Annotated in this window: 14 protein-coding genes; 9 read left to right on the top strand and 5 right to left on the bottom strand. The window is 69.3% G+C overall.

What is annotated here, in order from left to right:
* Positions 1-34: 34 nt before the first annotated feature.
* The 3 genes from A7B20_RS02795 to A7B20_RS02785 are packed head-to-tail and all read left to right on the top strand — an operon-like array spanning position 35 to position 3,678.
* A complete protein-coding gene (locus A7B20_RS02795; RefSeq protein WP_102107031.1) occupies positions 35-1,528 on the top strand; it encodes a sugar ABC transporter ATP-binding protein in 1,494 nt (497 codons plus the stop codon).
* Between the two features lie 10 nt (positions 1,529-1,538).
* Positions 1,539-2,561: an ABC transporter permease gene (locus tag A7B20_RS02790; RefSeq protein WP_102107030.1), complete on the top strand. Its 1,023-nt coding sequence runs from the start codon at positions 1,539-1,541 to the stop codon at positions 2,559-2,561.
* A 25-nt stretch (positions 2,562-2,586) separates the two neighbouring features.
* Positions 2,587-3,678, top strand: coding sequence for an ABC transporter substrate-binding protein (locus A7B20_RS02785; protein ID WP_102107029.1), 1,092 nt, complete (start codon positions 2,587-2,589; stop codon positions 3,676-3,678).
* 19 nt (positions 3,679-3,697) lie between these two features.
* On the opposite strand, the gene A7B20_RS02780 is transcribed toward A7B20_RS02785, so the two are convergent.
* The 3 genes from A7B20_RS02780 to A7B20_RS02770 all read right to left on the bottom strand — a co-directional run bounded on the left by A7B20_RS02780 (position 3,698) and on the right by A7B20_RS02770 (position 5,911).
* On the bottom strand, positions 3,698-4,507 hold the full coding sequence (locus A7B20_RS02780) for an iron chelate uptake ABC transporter family permease subunit (RefSeq protein WP_102107102.1): 810 nt from the start codon (positions 4,505-4,507) through the stop codon (positions 3,698-3,700).
* A 139-nt stretch (positions 4,508-4,646) separates the two neighbouring features.
* Positions 4,647-5,444, bottom strand: coding sequence for an ATP-binding cassette domain-containing protein (locus tag A7B20_RS02775; RefSeq protein ID WP_102107028.1), 798 nt, complete (start codon positions 5,442-5,444; stop codon positions 4,647-4,649).
* The gene (locus A7B20_RS02770) at positions 5,441-5,911 is read right to left on the bottom strand and encodes a transcriptional repressor (RefSeq protein WP_102107027.1); all 471 of its coding nucleotides are present in this window, start codon (positions 5,909-5,911) and stop codon (positions 5,441-5,443) included. Before A7B20_RS02770 ends, A7B20_RS02775 begins: the two co-directional genes overlap by 4 nt.
* An 85-nt stretch (positions 5,912-5,996) precedes the next feature.
* Between A7B20_RS02770 and A7B20_RS02765 the strand changes: the two genes are divergently transcribed.
* Positions 5,997-6,953 (top strand): zinc ABC transporter substrate-binding protein, encoded by a 957-nt coding sequence (locus A7B20_RS02765; protein WP_245866491.1) that lies wholly within the window; start codon positions 5,997-5,999, stop codon positions 6,951-6,953.
* Position 6,954: 1 nt separating this feature from the next.
* On the opposite strand, the gene A7B20_RS02760 is transcribed toward A7B20_RS02765, so the two are convergent.
* Positions 6,955-7,611: a GntR family transcriptional regulator gene (locus A7B20_RS02760; RefSeq protein WP_102107025.1), complete on the bottom strand. Its 657-nt coding sequence runs from the start codon at positions 7,609-7,611 to the stop codon at positions 6,955-6,957.
* Positions 7,612-7,753: 142 nt separating this feature from the next.
* Here A7B20_RS02760 and dctP point away from each other — a divergent pair, with 142 nt between their 5' ends.
* The 5 genes from dctP to A7B20_RS02735 are packed head-to-tail and all read left to right on the top strand — an operon-like array spanning position 7,754 to position 13,406.
* Entirely contained in the window at positions 7,754-8,731 is a 978-nt protein-coding gene (gene dctP, locus A7B20_RS02755) for a TRAP transporter substrate-binding protein DctP (protein WP_102107024.1), read from the top strand.
* Positions 8,732-8,780: 49 nt separating this feature from the next.
* The gene (locus A7B20_RS02750) at positions 8,781-9,332 is read left to right on the top strand and encodes a TRAP transporter small permease (RefSeq protein WP_102107023.1); all 552 of its coding nucleotides are present in this window, start codon (positions 8,781-8,783) and stop codon (positions 9,330-9,332) included.
* Entirely contained in the window at positions 9,332-10,648 is a 1,317-nt protein-coding gene (locus A7B20_RS02745) for a TRAP transporter large permease (protein ID WP_102107022.1), read from the top strand. The genes A7B20_RS02750 and A7B20_RS02745 overlap by 1 nt, the downstream gene beginning before the upstream one ends.
* Positions 10,645-11,898: a malonyl-CoA decarboxylase gene (locus A7B20_RS02740; protein ID WP_102107021.1), complete on the top strand. Its 1,254-nt coding sequence runs from the start codon at positions 10,645-10,647 to the stop codon at positions 11,896-11,898. Before A7B20_RS02745 ends, A7B20_RS02740 begins: the two co-directional genes overlap by 4 nt.
* Positions 11,895-13,406, top strand: a complete 1,512-nt coding sequence (locus tag A7B20_RS02735) for a malonate--CoA ligase (protein WP_102107020.1) — start codon at positions 11,895-11,897, stop codon at positions 13,404-13,406. The genes A7B20_RS02740 and A7B20_RS02735 overlap by 4 nt, the downstream gene beginning before the upstream one ends.
* 4 nt (positions 13,407-13,410) lie before the next feature.
* Here the strand turns inward: A7B20_RS02735 and A7B20_RS02730 are convergent, their stop codons facing one another.
* Positions 13,411-14,073: a DUF2306 domain-containing protein gene (locus A7B20_RS02730; RefSeq protein ID WP_102107019.1), complete on the bottom strand. Its 663-nt coding sequence runs from the start codon at positions 14,071-14,073 to the stop codon at positions 13,411-13,413.
* Between the last annotated feature and the right edge of the window lies 1 nt (position 14,074).

Raw genomic sequence — 14,074 nt, 5'->3', positions numbered from 1 at the left:
CATGCATCGCCGGTCGCCTGTGGGAGGAGGCTGCATGACCCTGACCGACGGTCTGTTCTTCGACCGGATCGAGAAGAGCTTCGGCGGCACCGCGGCCCTCAGGGGCGTGTCCCTGCGCGTCGGACGGGGCGAGATCGTCGCGCTCTTGGGCGAGAACGGCGCGGGCAAGTCCACCCTGATCAAGGTGCTCGGCGGCATCCACACCCCGAACGCGGGCCAGGTCATGGTCGACGGTGCGCCTTACAACCATATCGCGGGCAAGGTCGGCCATCGTCAGGCAGTCGCCTTCATCCACCAGGACCTCGGGCTGATCGAGTGGATGAGCGTGGCCGAGAACATCGCCCTCGCCGTCGGCTACGTGAAGAAGGGCGGCCGTATCGACTGGGCCGCGACCGAGGACGTCGCCCGCCGCGCCCTCTCCCTCGTCGACGCCACCTTCGCGCCCACGGCCCGCATCGCGAGCCTCACCCGCACCGAGAAGTCGCTGGTCGCCATCGCCCGCGCGCTGGCCGTGGAATGCGACTTCCTCGTGCTGGACGAGCCCACCGCGTCGCTCCCCGCCGACGAGGTGGAACGCCTGTTCGCCGCGCTCCGGCCCCTGAAGGCAAAAGGCGTCGGCATGATCTACGTGTCCCACCGGCTGGACGAGGTGTTCCGCATCGCCGACCGCGTGGCGGTGCTGCGCGACGGGCAACTGGTGGGGATGCGCGACATCGCCCACACCAACCCCGAGGATTTGGTGAACCTCATCGTCGGGCGCAAGGCGCGCGACATCACCCGGCCCGAGGTGCAGGAAGGTGCCGAGACGCTGACGGTCAGGGGCCTGAAGACGAAGACCGCGGGCCCGGTCGATTTCTCAATCCGCCGCGGCGAACTGGTGGGCCTCGTCGGCCTGCGCGGCGCGGGTCACGAGGAGATCGGCCGCGCCCTGTTCGGCACCATGGCCCACACCGGCGAGGTGATGCTCGACGGCAAGGCGCCCGACCTCTCGTCCCCGCGCGCCGCCATGGCTTCGGGCATCGGCTTCGTCGCCCGCGACCGGGTTGTGGAATCCATCGCCCCCGCCCTGACGATCCGCGAGAACGCCTTCCTGAACCCCGTCGCCACCGGCCGCAAGCTCCTGAGCTTCACCCGCCCCCGCGAGGAAGAGGCGGCGACCCACGCCCTCGGCAGACGCGTCGGTCTCTACCCCAACGACCCCACCCTCGCCATCGAGGCGCTGTCGGGGGGCAACCAGCAGAAGGTCGTCGTGGGCCGCTGGCTCGACACCGGGCGGCGCCTGATGATCGCCGAGGATCCGACCGCGGGCGTCGATGTCGGCGCCAAGGCCGAGATCTACCAGCTGCTGTTCGACGCGCTGGCGACCGGCATGGGCGTCCTCGTCGTCTCGACCGACTTCGAGGAGGTCGCCAACATCTGCCACCGCGCCATCGTCTTCTCGCGCGGGCGCGTGGTGAACGAGCTGTCGGGCGTCAGCCTGTCCACCGAAACCCTGATCCAGGCCGCATCGGCCGGAGAAGCCGCCTGAGAGAGCCCCCATGAACTCCATCGAATCCGACGCGCTGGAACCGACGCGGGACGAACTCTCCAACCTTTCGCCCGTGCAGAAGCTGATCCGCCTCACCCCGGTCTACGGCCTCGTCATCCTGATGGTCGGCCTGATCCTGCTGTTCTCGGTCCTGCTGCCCGAAACCTTCCCGACGATGCTGAACCTGCGCGCCATCGTCTCGGACAAGTCGATCATCGCGCTTTTGTCGCTGGCCGCGATGATCCCCATGGTCGCGGGGCGGATCGACCTGACCGTGGGCTACGGGATCGTGCTCTGGCACATCCTCGCGATCTCGCTCCAGACGCTCTACGGCTTCCCCTGGCCCGTCGCGGTCGTCACCGTGCTCTGCCTCGGCGCCTTCACCGGGCTGCTGAACGGATTCCTCGTGGAAATCGCAAAGATCGACGCCTTCATCGCCACGCTCGGCACCGGCACCGTCCTCTATGCCCTCGCCCTCTGGCACACCGGCGGGCGGCAGATGATCGGCGTCCTGCCGCAAGGGTTCTACGACCTGAACGGCACCTTCGTCCTCGGCCTGCCGATCACCGGCTATTACGTCCTGATCATTACTGTGATCCTCTGGCTGGTCCTCGAATACACCCCCATCGGCCGCTACCTCTATGCCATCGGGGCCAACCCGAAGGCTGCCGAGCTGAATGGCATCCCGACCCGCAAGTTCGTCGTCGGCGCCTTCGTGACCTCCGGCACGCTGACGGCGCTGACCGGCGTCCTGCTCGCCAGCAAGCTCCGGATCGGGCAGGCGTCGGTGGGGCTCGAGTTCCTGCTGCCCGCGCTCGTCGGCGCCTTCCTCGGCTCGACCACGATCAAGCCGGGGCGCGTCAACGTCTGGGGCACCATCGTCGGCGTCGTGATCCTGGCCGTCGGCATCTCCGGAATCCAGCAGTTCGGCGGCAGCTTCTGGGTCGAACCGATGTTCAACGGCCTGACCCTTCTCATCGCCATCGGCATCGCGGGCTATGCGCAGCGCAAGAAGGGCGCGGCCCACAAGTGAACAGCAGAACGGGAGGAGACCACACATGCTGAGACGCACGCTTCTGACCACCGCCGCGGCCTTCGCGCTCGCGGCCCCGGCCTTCGCCGACGCCATGTCGGACGCCAAGGCCGATGTCGAGAAATACGCCAGCCGCGTGACCGAGTGGGACGGCCCGACGACCGGCCCCAAGGCTGCCGAGGGCAAGACCATCGTCGTTCTCGCGGGCGACATGAAGAACGGCGGCATCCTCGGCGCCACCAACGGCGTGCAGGAGGCCGCGAAGGCCATCGGCTGGGAGGTCCGCGTGCTGGACGGTGCCGGTTCGGTGCAAAGCCGTACGTCGGCCTTCGGCCAGGCCCTGGCGCTGAAGCCCGACGGCATCGTCATCAACGGCTTCGACGCGAACGAGCAGCAGGCGGCGCTGGACGAGGCGACGAAGGCCGGGATCCCCATGGTCAGCTGGCACTCCGGCCCCGTGATCGGCGCCGATCCGGGCCACGGGCTGTTCGTCAACGTCTCGACCGACGCGATGGAGGTCTCGAAGGTCGCCGCCGAGTGGGCCTTCGTCGACGCCGGCGGCAAGCCCGGCGTCGTGATCTTCACCGATTCGACCTACACCATCGCCATCGCCAAGGCCGACAAGATCAAGGAGACGATCGAGGCGCTCGGCGGCACCGTGCTGGAATACGTCGACACCCCCATCGCAGACACCTCCTCGCGGATGCCGACGCTGACCACGGCGCTGCTCCAGCGCCACGGCGACAAGTGGACCCACAGCCTCGCCATCAACGACATCTACTTCGACTTCATGGGCCCCGCCCTGGCCTCGGCCGGCATCCCCGGTGACGGCGCGCCGCTGGCGGTGGCGGCAGGCGACGGCTCGGAAGGCGCCTACCAGCGAATCCGCGCGGGCCAGTACCAGGCGGTGACGGTGGCGGAACCCCTGAACCTCCAGGGCTGGCAGCTGGTGGACGAGCTGAACCGCGCGATGCAGGGCGAACCCGCCTCGGGCTACATCTCGCCGCTGCATGTCGTGACGCAGGAGAACGTGGCCTACGACGGCGGCGACCGGAACACCTTCGATCCGGAAAACGGCTACCGCGACGCCTACAAGAGGATCTGGGGCAAGATGTAACCGCCCCCCGCCCGCGGCCTCAGCCGCGGGCGCCGGCCGCCCCCCGCCGGATCCCGCCCGCCACCGCCGACAGCGCGAAACAGGCGGCTGCCACGCAGACCATCGTCGGCCCCGTCGGCGTGTCGAACCGGAACGCCGCCGCAAGCCCGGCCAGCGCCGAGAACACCCCGACCCCCGCCGCAAGCAGCGCCATCCCCTCGGGCGTGCGCGAGAAGGGCCGCGCCGTCGCCGCGGGGATCACCAGCAGCGCCCCGATCAGCAGTACCCCCACCACCTTGATCGCCACCGCCACCACCACGGCCAGCGCCAGGGTCAGCACCATCTGCTCGCGCCGGGGATCGACCCCCGCCGCCCGCGCCAGGTCGCCGTTCAAGGTCGCCATTAGCAGCGCCGGCCAGCGCCAAAGGAACAGGACCAGCACCAGCGCGACGCCGCCCCAGATCACCGCCAGGTCGGCCCAGCCCACGGCCAGGATCTCGCCGAAGAGATAGGCCATCAGGTCCACCCGCACGCCGCTCAGGAAGGACGCCGCGACCAGCCCGACGGCCAGCGCCGAATGCGCGAGCACCCCCAGCAGCGTGTCCATCGCCAGCCCCCGGTGCCCGAGCCCCGAGACCGTGGCCGCCATCGCCAGCGCCACCAGCAGCGCCCCGAGGAACACCGACCACGACAGCGCCAGCGCCAGCGCGACGCCGAGGATCGCCGCATGGGCGGTCGCATCGCCGAAATAGGCCATTCGCCGCCAGACGACGAAACACCCGAGCGGCGCCGCCGCCAGCGCCACGCCGACACCGGCCAGCGCCGCGCGCACCAGAAACGCATCGAGAATCACCGAGAACCCCGCCCCTGCTTCTTCTTTGTCCAAATACTCCGGGGGGAGGCGCGCCAGCGCCGGGGGGCGGAGCCCCCCTCCCCGCCCGCCGCAGGCGCCAGGCCCGCCTCGGCGGGTCTGCCCCGACACCCGCCGGTCATTCCGCCGCTTCCCGGCCCCGGGCCCCGTCCTGCGTCCCGTCCCGACCGTGCGCCAGCCCATGGTCATGCGGGTGGCCGTGGGAATGGTCATGCGAATGGTCGTGTTCGTGGCGATAGAGCGCCAGCGCGCCCTCCGTCCCGGTTCCGAACAGCGCCCGGTACTCGGGCGCCGAGGCCACGACCTCGGGCCGCCCCTCGCAGCAGACATGGCCGTTCAGGCAGATCACCCGGTCCGACGCGCTCATCACCACGTGCAGTTCGTGGCTGACCATCAGGATGCCGCAGCCCATCTCGCGGCGCACCTCCTCGATCTGGCGATAGAACGAGGCCGAGCCGCGCTGGTCCAGCCCCTGCGTCGCCTCGTCGAGCAGCAGCAGGTCGGGCGTCTCCAGAAGCGCGCGCGCCAGCAGCACCCGCTGGAACTGCCCGCCCGACAGCTCCGACATCTGCTGCCCGCCCACGTCCGGCAGACCGGCCCGCGACAGCGCCTCCGCGGCCCGCGCGTGGGCGATGCGCACCGGCAGGCCGAGGAAGCGCGCGACGGTGATCGGCAGCGTCGGGTCGATGTGCAGGGTCTGCGGGACATAGCCGATCCGCAGGCCCTCTGCCCGCACCACCCGCCCGGACTCGGGGCGCAGCGCGCCGATCAGCGTCTTCAGGAGGGTCGATTTCCCCGACCCGTTCGGCCCGACGATGGTGACGATCTCGCCCCGCTCGACACTCAGCGAGACGTCGTGCAGCACCCGCGCCCCGCCCTGCCGGACGCTCACCCCTTCGACACGGATCAGGCTCATGGGTGGCCCGCGCAGTTCGGACACAGTCCCTCGGCCTCGACCACCGTCTGCTCGATCACGAAGCCCCGCGCCTTCGCCGCGCGGCCCAGGGCGCCGCGCGCGGGTTCCGTCCGCTCTTCCGACACCGCGTCGCAGTTGCGGCAGATCAGGAAGGCCGGCGAATGCTCCGCCCCGGGCGCGGCGCAGGCGGCGAAGGCGTTCAGCCGCTCGATCCGGTGCGCGAAGCCCTGCGCGACGAGGAAATCGAGCGCGCGGTAGGCCACCGGCGGCTGCGCGCCGCGTCCTTCGGCCCGCAACCGGTCGAGGATGTCGTAGGCCCCGAGGGCGCGATGATCGTCGAGCAGGATCTCCAGCACCCGCCGCCGGATCGCGGTGAACTGCACCCCCCGCTCGGCACAGAGCCGCGCCGCGGTCTCCACCGTCTCGCGGATGCACCGCCCGTGGTCGTGGCTTTCGAATGCCTGCATCGCGCCGCCCTCCGGTTTCGATATTGATATGTTATATCATCCTTGCTACGACAGCGCAATCCTTCCCAGACCGACGAGACTCGCCGTGACATTCCGCCTTTCCATCGCCGCCGCCCTGATCCTCTCCCCAGCCGCCGCCCTGGCCGAACCGCCCCGTGTCGTGACCGACATCCCGCCGGTGCAGAGCCTGGCCGCGATGGTCATGCAGGACATCGGCACCCCCGCCCTGCTGATGGGCAAGGGCGTCTCGCCCCACGACTACCACATGCGCCCGTCCGAGGCCGGGGCCCTGGCCGAGTCCGACGTGGTGATCTGGATCGGGCCCGAACTGACGCCGTCGCTGGCCGACAGCATCGCCTCGCTCGCGGGCGACGCGCTGAACCTCGAACTGATCGACAGTCCCGGCACGACGGTCCTGCCGACCCGCGTCGAGGCGCAGCTCGGGGACGCAGAGGAGCACGAGGACCACGGCGAAGCGCATTCCGTTGAGGGCGATCACGGCGACGACGACGGCCACGGCCACGCGCACGGCGCGACCGATCCCCATGCCTGGCTCGATCCCGAGAACGCGAAGGCGTGGCTCTCGACCATCGCCGAGACGCTGGCCGAGATCGACCCCGACAACGCCGCCGCCTACTTCGCAAATGCCGAAACCGCGCAGGCGAGACTTTCCGAGCAGGAAGAGGACATCGCCGACGACATCGCCGATGCCGCTCCGGGCCCCCATATCGTCTTCCACGACGCCTTCCAGTATTTCGAGGCCCGCTTCGACATTCCCGCCGCCGGGGCCATCGCCCTCAGCGACGCCACCGCGCCCGGACCCGCGCGCATCGCCGCGCTGCGGGCGCTGGTGCAGGAGAATAAGATCGTCTGCGCCTTCGCCGAGCCGCAGTTCAACGCGGGCCTCGTCGCCACGGTGTTCGAGGGCAGCGGCGCGAAGGTCGCGGTGATCGACCCCCTCGGCACCGCGCTGGAGCCCGGCCCCGGCCTCTATCCCGCGCTGCTCGACGAGGTGGCGAAGGCCATGGCCAGCTGCGGCTGACCTACTCGGCGGCGGGCTTCAGGCTGGCCAGCAGGTGGTGGAACTTCTCGCCTTGGATCGCGACATGGGCGCGCAGGACCTTCGCCGCCCGCGCCGCATCGCCCGCCGACAGGGCCGCGACGATCTCCTCGTGCTCGGCCATGGACTGCGCCAGACGGCCGCGCAGGCGCAGCTGCAAGCGGCGATAGGGCTTCAGGCGGCGGTGCAGCCGCTCGACCTCGCCCTTCAGGAAGGCGCTGCCGGCCTCGGCATAGATGATGTGGTGAAACCGCTCGTTCTCGTCGTAATAGGCGTTGGCGTCCCCCGCCTCCACCGCCCGCCGGCAATTGCCGTTCGCCTCGGCGAGCTGCGCAAGCGCGCCGTCCGAGATCCGCACCGCGGCAAGGCGGCCCGACAGCGCCTCGAGCTCGGCCATCACCTCGAACATCTCCATCAGCTCCACTGCGCCCGGCTGGCGGATGAAGACGCCGCGCCGCGGGATCTGCTCGATCAGGCCGGTCAGGGCAAGCCGCTGGAATGCCTCGCGGACCGGCGTGCGCGAGACGCCGAACCGCTCGGCCAGGCGGATCTCGTCCAGCCGCGCGCCCTCGGCAAACTCCCCGCTGAGGATCATCTCCTCGAGGGCCCGGGCGATGGTGTCGGCGCGTCGGTTCTCCATGAAATCTGGGTAAGGTGAAACCGGGCAAAATGCAATCGGGTTCACCTTGCATACAAGATTCTTGACAGCGGATGCAGAACCTCTAGCCTCCGCATACGCCCGCGGCCCACAGGCGCGGCACAAACGTATCTGGGAGGATCCGATGAAACTTGCATTCCTGAGCACGGTGGCGGCGATTGCCGTGGCCTCCGCGGCCCACGCCACCGAGCTGCGCCTGTCGCACCAGTGGTCCGACAACGACGTGCGCCACAAGGTCGCGCAGATGGTCGCCGACGAGGTGGCGGCGGCCGATGTCGACCTCGACATCAAGATCTTCGGCAACCAGTCGCTGTTCAAGGCGCGCGAGCAGTACACGCCGCTGTCGCGCGGCCAGCTCGACATGACGGTGCTGCCGCTCTCCTATGCCGGCGGCCAGCAGCCCGCCTACAACCTGACGCTGATGCCCGGCCTCGTGAAGAACCACGACCACGCCGCGCGCCTGACCTCCTCGCCGTTCATGGACGAGTTGGAGAAGATCATGGCCGAGGACGACGTGATGGTGCTTGTCCACGGCTATCTCGCGGGCGGCTTCGCGGGCAAGGACGGCTGCGCGACCACCCCGGAGCAGCTGAAGGGCAAGCAGACCCGCGCGGCCGGCAAGGCGTTCGAGCAGATGCTGGCCGGCGCCGGCGCCTCCATCGCCTCCATGGCCTCGTCCGAGATCTACAACGCGATGCAGACCGGGGTCCTGGACGCCGCCAACACCTCGTCCTCGTCCTTCGTCAGCTACCGCATCTACGAGCAGGTCGCCTGCTACACGCCGCCGGGCGATTATGCGCTGTGGTTCATGTACCAGCCCCTCTTGATGAACAAGACCACCTTCGAGGGCCTGACGCAGGAGCAGAAGGACGCGCTGATGGCCGCCTCGGAGAAGGCGCAGGCCTTCTACCTGGAGGAAGCCAAGAAGGAGGACGGCGACAGCCGCGAGGTGTTCAAGAACGCCGGCGTCCAGATCGACGAGATGACCGAGGAGACCTTCAAGGAGTGGCAGGCCATCGCGAAGGAGACCTCGTACAAGGACTTCGTCGCCAGCACGCCGGACGGCCAGAAGCTTCTCGACATGGCGCTTGCCGTCGAGTGATCCCGCAGGGGCGGCTTCAGGGCCGCCCCGCCCCATGAAAGGACCTGACATGGCGGGACAGACCCCCGGCACCCACCACGCCCGCACCGGCGGCAACCCGTTCCTGCGGGCCGTCGCGGGGATTTCCACCGTCTCGGGATGGATCGCGGCGGCGATGATCGTCGCCGCCGTCGCGATCACCTGCCAGATGATCTTCATCCGCTTCGTGCTGAACGGCTCGACCATCTGGCAGACCGAGGCCGTGGTCTACCTGATGATCGCCGCCACGCTGATCGGCCTGCCTTACGTCCAGCACCTGAGGGGCCACGTGAACGTCGACCTCGTGCCGATGGCCCTGCCCATGGGTGCGCGCCGGGCGCTCGCCTTCCTCACCATGGCGGCGGGCATCGCGATCGTCGCGGTGATGCTCTGGTACGCCTGGGAGTTCTGGCACTTCGCCTATGTGCGCGGCTGGAAGTCCGACACCGTATGGGGCGTCGCGCTCTGGAAGCCGTACCTCGCGCTGCCCGTGGGCCTTGCCCTGCTGCTCCTGCAACTGATCGCCGACCTCGTCGCGCTGGTCCTGCGCCACGACACCCCCTTCGGACTGGACGCCACCTGATGGATCCCCTTCTGCTCGGCGGCCTCGTCGCCCTCGCCACCGTGATCGTCCTGTTCTCCGGCGTCTCCGTCGCCATCGGCCTGCTGATCGTCTCCGCCGGCTTCCTGCTGGTCTTCGACGGCGCGCGGTCCCTGCAACTGATGCCCGAGATCCTGTTCGCGGACCTGAACAACTTCACCCTGCTGTCGATCCCCATGTTCATCATCATGGGCGCCTCCATCGCCTCGACCCGGGCGGGGGCGGACCTCTACGAGGCGCTGGAACGCTGGCTCACCCGCGTCCCCGGCGGCCTCGTCATCTCGAACCTCGGGGCCTGCGCGCTGTTCGCCGCGATGTCGGGATCGTCCCCCGCCACCTGCGCGGCCATCGGCAAGATGGGCATCCCCGAGATGAGGAAGCGCGGCTATCCCGACGGCGTCGCCTCGGGCTCGATCGCGGCCGGAGGCACGCTCGGCATCCTGATCCCGCCATCGGTCACGATGATCGTCTACGGCATCGCCACCGAGACCAGCATCGGCCGCCTGTTCCTGGCCGGCGTGATGCCCGGCCTGCTGCTGGTCGCGCTGTTCATGGCCTGGTCGATCTTCGCCACCTGGCGGTCGGGCGACGGGAAGGTGCTGGCCTACACCCCCTATTCGTGGAAGCAGAAGGTCGAGATCCTGCCCCGCGTCCTGCCCTTCCTCGTCATCATCCTCGGCGTGCTCTACGCCATGTACGGCGGCATCGCGACGCCGTCGGAAACCGCGGCCATCGGCGCCCTCCTCTGCCTGCTCGTCGCCGTGGCGATCTACAAGCTCTGGAGCCCGAAGGCCCTCTGGACCGTGCTGCGCGACAGCACGAAGGAGTCGGTGATGATCCTCTTCATCATCGCCGCCGCCGGGGTCTTCTCCTACATGCTGTCCTCGCTCTTCATCACCCAATCGGTCGCCGCCTGGATCGCCGACCTCGAGGTGAACCGCTGGGTGCTGATGGCGATCATCAACGTCTTCCTGCTGGTCGCGGGCTTCTTCCTGCCCCCCGTGGCGGTGATCCTGATGGCGGCGCCGATCCTCATGCCCATCATCACGGCATCGGGGTTCGATCCGATCTGGTTCGCGGTGATCCTCACGATCAACCTCGAAATCGGCTTGATCACGCCGCCGGTCGGGCTGAACCTCTACGTCATCAACGGCATCGCGCCCGACATCAAGCTGAAGACGATCCTCTGGGGCTCCATGCCCTACGTCCTGTGCATGGTGCTGGCGATCGTGATCCTCTGCATCTTTCCGGGCATCGCCACCTGGCTGCCCTCGGCAGTGATGGGACAAGGCCTATGAGCGTTCTCGGCGATCTCCTCTCCACCCTGTTCGAACGCGGCGCGGGCGAAAGCCTGGCGCGGATCCAGAAGGGCAACCTGCCCGACCTGACGCGCGGCCTTTTGTCGAGCAGCGGCGAGGTGTCGGGTATGGCCTATGCCCAGGAGATCCTCGAACGCTACGCGAAGATGGACGGGGCCGAGAAGCTGGCCTTCTTCCTGCACCTCGACCAGGACCTCGACCTCGACCCGGCCCGCGTCCGCGACACACTCGACGCCTACACCGCCAATCCCGACCGCGACACCTACCGCGCCTTCATGGAAGCGGCCGAGCCGCCGCGCCAAGAGCTGATCCGCCGCCTGAACGCCCTGCCCGGCGCCACCGCCCGCCTCGTCGCCATGCGCGCCGACCTGCTGGCGCTCCTGAAGGCGCACCCGGAACTCGGGCCGCTCGACGGCGATTTCCGGCACCTCTTCTCCTCCTGGTTCAACCGCGGCTTCCTGGTCCTGCGCTCGGTCAACTGGGACAGCCCGGCGTCGCTTCTGGACAAGATCGTCGCCTACGAGGCGGTGCACGCCATCGACAGCTGGGACGACCTGCGCCGCCGCCTGCACCCCGCCGACCGGCGCTGCTTCGCCTTCTTCCACCCGGCCGTCCCGGACGAGCCGCTGATCTTCGTCGAGGTGGCGCTGACCCGCGGCGTCCCCGGCTCGATCCAGGCGGTGCTGGCCGAGGACCGCGCGCCGCTGAAGGCGGCCGAGGCGGACACCGCCGTGTTCTACTCGATCTCGAACTGCCAGGCGGGCCTGGCCGGCATCTCCTTCGGCAACTCGCTCATCAAGCAGGTCGTCGCCGACCTTTCGGCGGAGCTGCCGGGCCTGAAGACCTTCGTCACCCTCTCGCCCATCCCGGGTCTGATGAAGTGGCTCGACGCCGAGGGCATCCCGGCCCCGACCGGCGCCCTGCGCCCCCTCGCCGCGCGCTACCTGCTGGAGGCCAAGCGCGGCGACGGCCAGCCGCTGGACCCCGTGGCGCGCTTCCACCTCGGCAACGGCGCCTCGGTCCACATGGTCCACGAGGGCGCCGACACCTCGCCCCGGGGCCTTGCACAATCGGGGGGGGCGATGGTCAACTACGCCTATGACCTGAACCGCATCTCGAAGAACCACGAACGCTTCGCCACGGCACGCGAGATCGCAGCCTCCTCCGAGGTGACACGCCTCAGCCAGCAGGGCCGCGCGGAGGCACTGCCAGAAAGACAGAAGACATGACCAACCCCCTCTACGACGCCCTGTTCGGCCAGCACGCCGGTTCCGAAGACCCGTTCCTGCACCTGCCCGACGGCAGCACCCGTACCTACGCCGCCTTCCTGTCGCAGGCCGCGCGCTTCGCCCATGCGCTGACGGACCTCGGCCTTGCCCCTGGCGACCGGGTCGCGGCGCAGGTCGAGAAATCGCCCGAGGCGCTCGCCGTCTATGCCGCCTGCGTGCAGGCGGGCTGCGTGTTCCTGCCGCTGAACACCGGCTACACCGGCGCCGAGCTCAGCTATTTCATCGACAACAGCGGCGCGAAGCTGGTGCTCTGCGACGGCGCGAAGGAAGCCGCCCTCGCCCCCGTCGCCGCCGAGTGCAACGCCACGCTGAAGACGCTGAACGCCGACGGCACCGGCAGCTTCGCCGACGCGGCCGAGGGGAAGCCCGACACCTTCGACACCGCCGCGCGGGGCGAGGACGATCTGGCCGCCTTCCTCTACACCTCCGGCACCACGGGCCGCTCGAAAGGCGCGATGCTGAGCCAGAAGAACCTGCTCTCGAACGCCGAGGCCCTGCGCGAGGTCTGGAAGTGGGAGAAGGGCGACGTCCTGCTCCACGCCCTGCCGATCTTCCACACCCACGGGCTGTTCGTGGCGGGCAACCTGACCCTGCTCTGCGGCGCCTCGATGATCTTCCTGCCGAAGTTCGACCTCGACACCATGATCGCGCGGATGCCCGAGGCGACGACGATGATGGGCGTGCCGACCTTCTACACCCGGCTCCTCGACGATCCCCGCTTCACCCGCGAGCTGACGTCAAACATGCGCCTCTTCACCTCGGGCTCGGCGCCCCTGCTGGCCGAGACGCATGTCCGCTTCTCCGAGCGCACGGGCCACGCGATCCTCGAACGCTACGGCATGACCGAGACGAACATGAACACCTCGAACCCCTACGACCGCGAACGCCGCGCGGGCACCGTCGGCTTCCCGCTGCCGGGCGTCGAGCTGAAGATCACCGATCCCGCCACCGGCGACACGCTCGACCAGGGCGAGATCGGCCAGATCGAGGTGCGCGGCGACAACGTGTTCCAGGGCTACTGGCAGATGCCGGAGAAGACGAAGGAAGAGCTGCGCGCCGACGGCTTCTTCATCACCGGCGACCTCGGGCAGATCGACGCGGACGGCTATGTCCACATCGTCGGGCGCAACAAGGACCTGATCATCTCGGGCGGCTACAACATCTACCCGAAGGAGATCGAGGTGCTGCTCGACGACCAGCCCGGCGTGCTGGAGTCCGCGGTGATCGGCGTCCCCCACCCCGACTTCGGCGAGACGGTGCTGGCGGTGCTGGTCCCCGCCCCGGGCCAGACGCCCGACCTCGACGCGATCCGCGAGGTTCTGGGCCGCGACCTCGCCCGCTTCAAGCAGCCCCGCGACATCCGCGTGATCGACGAGCTGCCGAGAAATACCATGGGCAAGGTGCAGAAGAACATCCTGCGCGAGGAATATGCGAACACCTTCGTCTGATCCTTCAGGCGGCGCCGGGCTCCGGATGCCGCCTGAGCCAGAGTTCCAGCAGCACGAGGTAGGGCACGAAGAAGGCCAGCACCTGCACCCGGTCGAAGGGTCCCGTCAGCCCTTCGGTGGACCCGAGGCCGCCGGTCGCGAGGAACCACAGGCCATAGTGCACGCGGAACAGCCAGGACGCCATGGCCAGCACGAACAGCCTGAGCGCCCAGCGGCGGTGGCGCGCGATGTCGCGCCGCCGCGCGAAGCGGAAGGCCTGCACCGCCGCGACCACCATGCAGACACCGTAAAGCGCGAAGCCGAAGTCCATCCACGGCCCGCCGATCGTGCCGCGGAGCGCGATGTAGGCCAGACCGCCCAGCCCGGCGAGCATGCCGCCCGCGACCAGCACGCGGCCCATGCCCCGATGCAGGGCCGGGAACCGCCGGCGCAGCGCGGCCGACACCTGAAGCGGCGCGAGGCAGGTGATCGCCGCCCCCGCCAGCATGTGCCCGAAGACGGCCAGGTTCGCCGCCCATCCGCCATGCGTGTAGAGATAGGTCTGCCCCGAAAGATCCCGTGTCAGCCCGCGCCAGCCGAACCCGGCCGCGTAGAGGACGAAGCCGAGCGCCAGCAGCCACAGAAGGGCCAGCGCGACGCTCTGGGGCCAGAGGCGCCGCGCGGCCATC

This window comes from Oceaniglobus roseus (assembly GCF_002869745.1).
Taxonomy (GTDB): Bacteria; Pseudomonadota; Alphaproteobacteria; order Rhodobacterales; family Rhodobacteraceae; genus Oceaniglobus; species Oceaniglobus roseus.
The sequence above is the reverse complement of the archived record's forward strand: the minus strand, read 5'-3'. Positions and strand labels throughout refer to the sequence as shown.